The sequence below is a fragment of the bacterium genome, assembly GCA_026398675.1.
Taxonomy (GTDB): Bacteria; RBG-13-66-14; RBG-13-66-14; order RBG-13-66-14; family RBG-13-66-14; genus RBG-13-66-14.
The window spans coordinates 1-5,764 of sequence record JAPLSK010000226.1; the positions used below are offsets into that span (position 1 = coordinate 1).

Consider the following 5,764-nt stretch of genomic DNA (forward strand, 5'->3'; position numbering starts at 1 on the left):
TTCAACGTCACCGACCTGGGGTGCGTGATTCTGGGCGGCGCCGGGGCGGGGTACGTCTGGAGCGCCTGGCTGGACGACGGCACTCCGGCCGCCAACGCCAAAGTCGAGCTCTGGGCCGAAGAAGAAGCATCCCCCTGGTACCAGGAGCTTGCCCGCGAGGGGACGACCGACTCCGACGGCTGGGTCGAGTTCTCCACCCCCGAGAGGAGCCTGGAGTACCCGGTGAGCGTGGCGGAGAAGGACGGGAACTACGCCGTCGCAGACACCTACGAGTTCACCACCCTTACCGGCATGCAGCCGACGGGGTATCTCGTCACCGACCGCACCCTCTACAAGCCCGGCGACACGGTCAACTGGGAGCTCATGCTGCGCCGTGAGATAGAGCCCTCGGGCCAAATCTACGGCTACGAGCAGGTGAAGAACTTCCGGCTCCAAATCCAGGCCACGGCGGGCGACACCCTCTACGAGGGCGAGGTCGTCACCGACTCGCGCGGTCGGGCCGGCGGCTCCTTCGACATCCCCGAGGACGCCCAGCTCGGCTACATCTACTTCTACGCCTACTACACCGACGCCGACGAATACCAGTACTCCGTCTGTTACTCCTACCTCCGCCTGGAGGAGTACAAGAAGCCGGAGTTCGACGTAACCGTCAGCCTCCAGGAGGGTCCGCTGCGTATGGGCGGCGAGGCCCAGGCCACAGTGACAGCCACCTACCTCTACGGCGAGCCGGTGGGCGCGGGCGTGGTCCTCTACACGGTCACCCGCACCCCGCGCTGGTGGATGCCGGAGATTGCCGATGCGGACAAGGAGACGATGCCGGCCTGGTTCGAGGACGCCGGCTACGACTACGACTACTACTGGTGGGGGTGGTACTCGCCGACCCAGGTTTACACGGGCCGGATGGAGCTAGGGCGCGACGGCACGGCCAAATTCCCGGTGATGCTGGTCCCGCCCGAGGGCGACGAGAACCAGCAGTTCTGGGATTACGGCTGGTACACCTATTACTACGACTTCGCGCTGTCGCTGACGGTTTCGGACTCCTCGGGCCGGGCGGTGGACGGGAGCGCGCGCACCAACGCGGCGCGCCACCTCTACATGCCCACCATCACCCTGGACGCCGATACGGTATTGACCGGCGAAGACGTCACCGGCAACTTCAGCCTCATAGACCTCTTCAAGGAGCCCGCGGCCGGGGTCCCGGTGACCATCACCCTCAACCCCGTCCCTGAAAATTACTACAACTGGGACACCCAGAACTTGCAGGGCTACCTGAAAGGCGATTCCGGCGTGACCGGTGAAGACGGCGCCTTCGCGTTCACCCTGGGCACCGCGGGGATAGATATCGGCTCCTACATCCTGGTGGCCGACTTCGAGGATCCGTGGAGCGGCCAGCGCCAGCACTTCGCCTGGGCCTACATCTCCGAGAAGCCGGTGGAGCCGGAGGAGATAACGCCCTACCTGACCCTGGCCGCCGAGAAGGACTTCTACGCCGTGGGCGACACGGCCCGGGTGACCATCGGGTGGAACAAGTCCACCGTGCGTGGAATCCTTCTGGTCGAGAGCGGCGGGCTGGTCCGCGATACGATTCCGGTCACCATCCGCGAGGGGGAAACCTCGCAGGTGATCAAGCTCGATGGCGTTAACGCCCCCCTGACCACGCTTCGGCTTCTGACCTTCTTCGAGCGCACCCAGTACACCGCCAGCATCGCGGTGCCCATGGTGCCCGAGGAGAAGGTGCTCGCCGTCGGGATTGAGCCCTCCCGCGTAAGCTACGCGCCGGGCGAGAAGGCCACCCTGAATCTCACCGTCACCGACTCGGACGGTCGGGCGGTGTCCGACGCCCGGCTCACCGTGACCGTCTTCGACACGGCCCTCTACGTCCTGGGCGCCGATAAGCACGTAGACGTCCGCAACTTCTTCTTCAAGAACTTCAACTACGGCTACCTCTACCAGGCCAGCTCCGCGGACTACTGGACGTACTACGACTTCTTCGACTACTGGGCCAGCCCGGCGGGCGCGCTGCCCCACGGCTGGATGATCTCCCAGCTCGGGCTCGCCTCCACTGAGATGGACAAGCTCTCCGAAATCACGACCGCCGATCACGCCATGTACGCCGACGGCGGGGGGGCGGGTTACGCCACGGGCGCGATGGAGGCCGAGTCCGCCGTCTCGCCCATGGCCCGGGCCGAGGATCTCAAGGCCGGCGATGAGGGCTTCGGGGGCGGAGGCGCCGCCGGGCTCATCGAGGAGCTGGCCGGTCAAATCCGCGAGGAGTTCAAGGACACCGCCTACTGGCAGACCCAGATAAAGACCGATTCCCGGGGCCGCGCCACCGTCAGCTTCGACCTCCCCGACGATCTCACCGGCTGGCAGGTGGTAGTCTGGGCCTTCGAGGAGGACCGGGTGGGCCAGGACGAGACGGTCTTCCGCACCGTCCTGCCCGTCGTCGCGCGGCTCCAATACCCGCGTTACCTCACCGAGCGCGACGAGACCACCCTCACGTTGAACGTGGGCAATTACACCGCCAAGGCGGCCACGGGCCAGGCCGGGCTGGTGGCCGAGGCCGAGGGCGCCGTCGAGATGCTCACCCCGGACCTCTGAGGTCGTCCCCCACGGGGCGCCCGCCTACCTCTTCGAGTCCGGCCGCGCCGAGGACGACCCATACCAATTCACCTTCCGGCTGCCCGAGGAGATAGACCCGGCCCAGACACACCTGCGCGTCTGGCTCCACCCGAGCCTGGCCGGGAGCCTCAAGGACGCCATCAGCTTCCTCCAGTACTACCCCTACAACTGCGTCGAGCAGACGGCGTCGCGTTTCTGGCCGGCGGCCATCTTCGCCAAGGCCATGAACGAGCTCGGAGTGCCGGCCGGAGTGGTGGAAGGCTCGGCGGCCGATTCCGTCAACCGCGGCATCACCCGCCTCTACGGCCAGCAGAACGCGGACGGCGGATGGCCCTGGTGGGCCGGCGGATACTCCAGCGAGCACATCACCAGCTACGTCATGGTGGCCCTGGCCGAGGTGGGCGACGTGAGCTGGCTGGACCCCGACTTGGAGAGTAAGCGCCGGGAGATGGGCGCGTCCGGCGTCAGCTACCTGGAGAGCCTGTACGGCGACCTGCCCGACGACACGACTCTCAACATCTACACCCTCTACGCCCTGGCGCTGTGGGACGCCGGGGTGCCGGAGAAGCAGTGGCGGCTCGTCTACGACCGCCGGGAGACGCTGGACTCTTACTCGCGGGCGCTCTTGGCCCTATTCCTCCACGAGAACGGCGACGACCGGGAGGCCCGCCTGGTGGTGGAGAACATGGGGGGCTACGCCGAAGTGACCCGCGACGACGCCTACTGGGGCCACGAGTATGACTGGTGCTGGTACTGGTGGCAGGACCACGTGGAGACCACGGCGCTGTCCCTGAAGGCCATGCTGGAAATCGAGCCGGACAACGCGCTGATGGAGAAGGCGGCCCACTGGCTTCTGGTCAACCGCCGCTCCAACCACTGGAAGTCCACCATAGACACGGCGCTTTCCGTCTGGGCCCTCACCGACTACATGGCCTACACCGGCGAGCTGGCGACTGACTACACGGCCACGGCGAAGCTGGGCAGCGAGGTGCTGATCCAGACCCCGTTCACGCCCGCCGACGTCTGGGGCGACGGGGTATCCACCGAGCGCGACGGCGAGGAGGTCCAGCCGGGCACACTGCCCTTCACCATCGAAAAGAGCGACGGCCCGGGCCGGCTCTACTTCACCGCCGCCCTGGAGTTCTACTCCAAGGAGGAGATGGTCCCGGCCCGCTGGGACACGGTCCGTTGCGAGCGCGAATTCTACCGCGTAGGCTCCGACGGCACGACCCTCACCTCCCTGGTGGACACCGACTGGACGGTGAAGGTGGGCGACTACATCGAGGTGGTGCTCACCATCGAGAGCCCCAACGATTTCGATTACGTGGCGGTCGAGGATCCGCGGGTCGCCGGGTGCGAGTTCCTGCCCAAGGACCGTTCGGGGTGGGATTGGCAGACCGGGACCTACCGCGAGCTCAAGGAGCAGCTCACCGCCTTCTTCTACGACCAGCTGCCCCTGGGCGAGCGCGAGATACGCTACCGCGTGCGCGCCGAGCGGCCCGGCGTCTACCACGTCATGCCCACCCAGCTCTACGGCATGTACGCCACCGACATCCGGGCCAACTCCGCCGAGCAGGTGATAACCATCACCACTCAGTAACGAGGAGGCAAGGGGCTTAAGCCCCTTGTCGTAGGATCCGAAGGGCGGGGCGTCATTGCCCCGCCTTGTTTGAATGCGGCCCTCGCCTCGCCGCGATGACGTAGGGCGGCCCCGTGGGATGCATCCCCTGCGGGCCGCCGCGTTTTCTACGTTCCCAACCTCGACCCTCACCCTAGCCCGTAGGCGAGCCTCTCCCTGGAAGGGAGAGGGGACACGCCCCGGGCCGCGCCTGCGATGACGTAGGGGCCGACCGACGGCGCGCCGTTCAGGTCGGCCCGTTTTGTACCCACCCCCCCAACCCGCCCCCCAGAGGGGGGAGGGAGATTACGGCGGCCCTCGCCCCGGCCCGCGCCTCGTTGCGTTGCGCTACGGTTGCCGCCCTGCGCCGTTGTTTACGGTGGCCCGTCGCGCCTTGTCCCCCCCGCCGCAAACTGGTAAAATCCACCCTGTACGTGAAGAACGACCGGGTAGAACCGACCGGCCTTTTCGCCGGTGAGCCCACCCGCTTGGGATCCAAGGTGAAACGATGCTAGACGAGAAGAAGACCAAGGCCCAACTCATCGCCCTGCTCCGGGAGCTGCGGAGCGGGGGGGCCGGGGACGGCCTCGACTCCCTCTGCGACGGCATCCCCCAGGGCGTCTTCCGCTGCGACGCGGACGGCGGGATTACCCGGGCCAACCGGTCCCTGGCCCGGATGCTCGGCCGCACGGACCCCGGCGACCTCGTCGGGGTCAGGCTGCGGAGCCTCCTCGCCCATCCCCGGAGCGCGAAGGGCCTCTTCGACGGTCTCAAGTCCGGCGAGCGGGTCGCGGGGTGCGGGGTCGAGCTGAAGCGGGCCGACGGCGGGACCCTTCGGGCGTCCCTGACCCTGGAGCCCCGGTCGGCCGCCGATGGTCGAACGGTCTTCGACGCCTTGGTGGAGGACCTCTCGGGCGACGAGACCCTGGAGCGCCGGGAGAGGCAGAGCGCCGTCCTGGCCGCACTTTCCCGGGAGCTCTTCACCGTGGGCTCGGTGCAGGAGGTTATGGACGCCGCCGTCGGGCGGCTCGCGGAAATTTTCCCCACCTATTCCAGCGTGAACCTCGTCGAGGAGGACGGGCGGTTCCTCGTCGTCCGGGCGCACCGGATGGCTTCGGCCATCCTGCGCTTCGGCGAAAAGCTGACCGGCCGGCGTCTCCGCAACTGGAAAATCCCCCTCGACACGAACAGCATCATCGCCCGGACCATCCGCACCGGCCATCCCACGGTCCACGGCCTGGACTTCGAGCCCGACTCACCCGTCAACGAGGCTCTCATCCGCGACCTGGTCGAGGCGCTGGTCGAGAAAAAAAGCCCCCTGCGGCGCTTCGGGGTCCAGATAGCCGAGAAGTTCGGCGACGCGTCCTTCCTGGGCATTCCCTTCACCGATTCGGCGGGGCGGGTCACCGGCTCGATCACCGTCATCGCCCCGTTCAAATTCAGCCGGGACGACTTCAACCTGATCCAGGTCTGCTCCGACCTCGTCGGGAAGGCGGTCGAGCAGCAGCTCCTCGCCGCCGGGCT

Annotated in this window: 3 protein-coding genes; all 3 read left to right on the top strand. The window is 67.2% G+C overall.

The window, feature by feature from the left end; genetic code table 11:
• A partial coding sequence (locus tag NTW26_07250; protein MCX7022053.1) for an MG2 domain-containing protein occupies window positions 1-2,601 on the top strand: 2,601 nt, incomplete at its 5' end.
• Window positions 2,602-2,761: 160 nt separating this feature from the next.
• The gene (locus NTW26_07255) at window positions 2,762-4,222 is read left to right on the top strand and encodes a hypothetical protein (GenBank protein MCX7022054.1); all 1,461 of its coding nucleotides are present in this window, start codon (window positions 2,762-2,764) and stop codon (window positions 4,220-4,222) included.
• Between the two features lie 526 nt (window positions 4,223-4,748).
• A partial coding sequence (locus NTW26_07260; GenBank protein MCX7022055.1) for a PAS domain-containing protein occupies window positions 4,749-5,764 on the top strand: 1,016 nt, incomplete at its 3' end.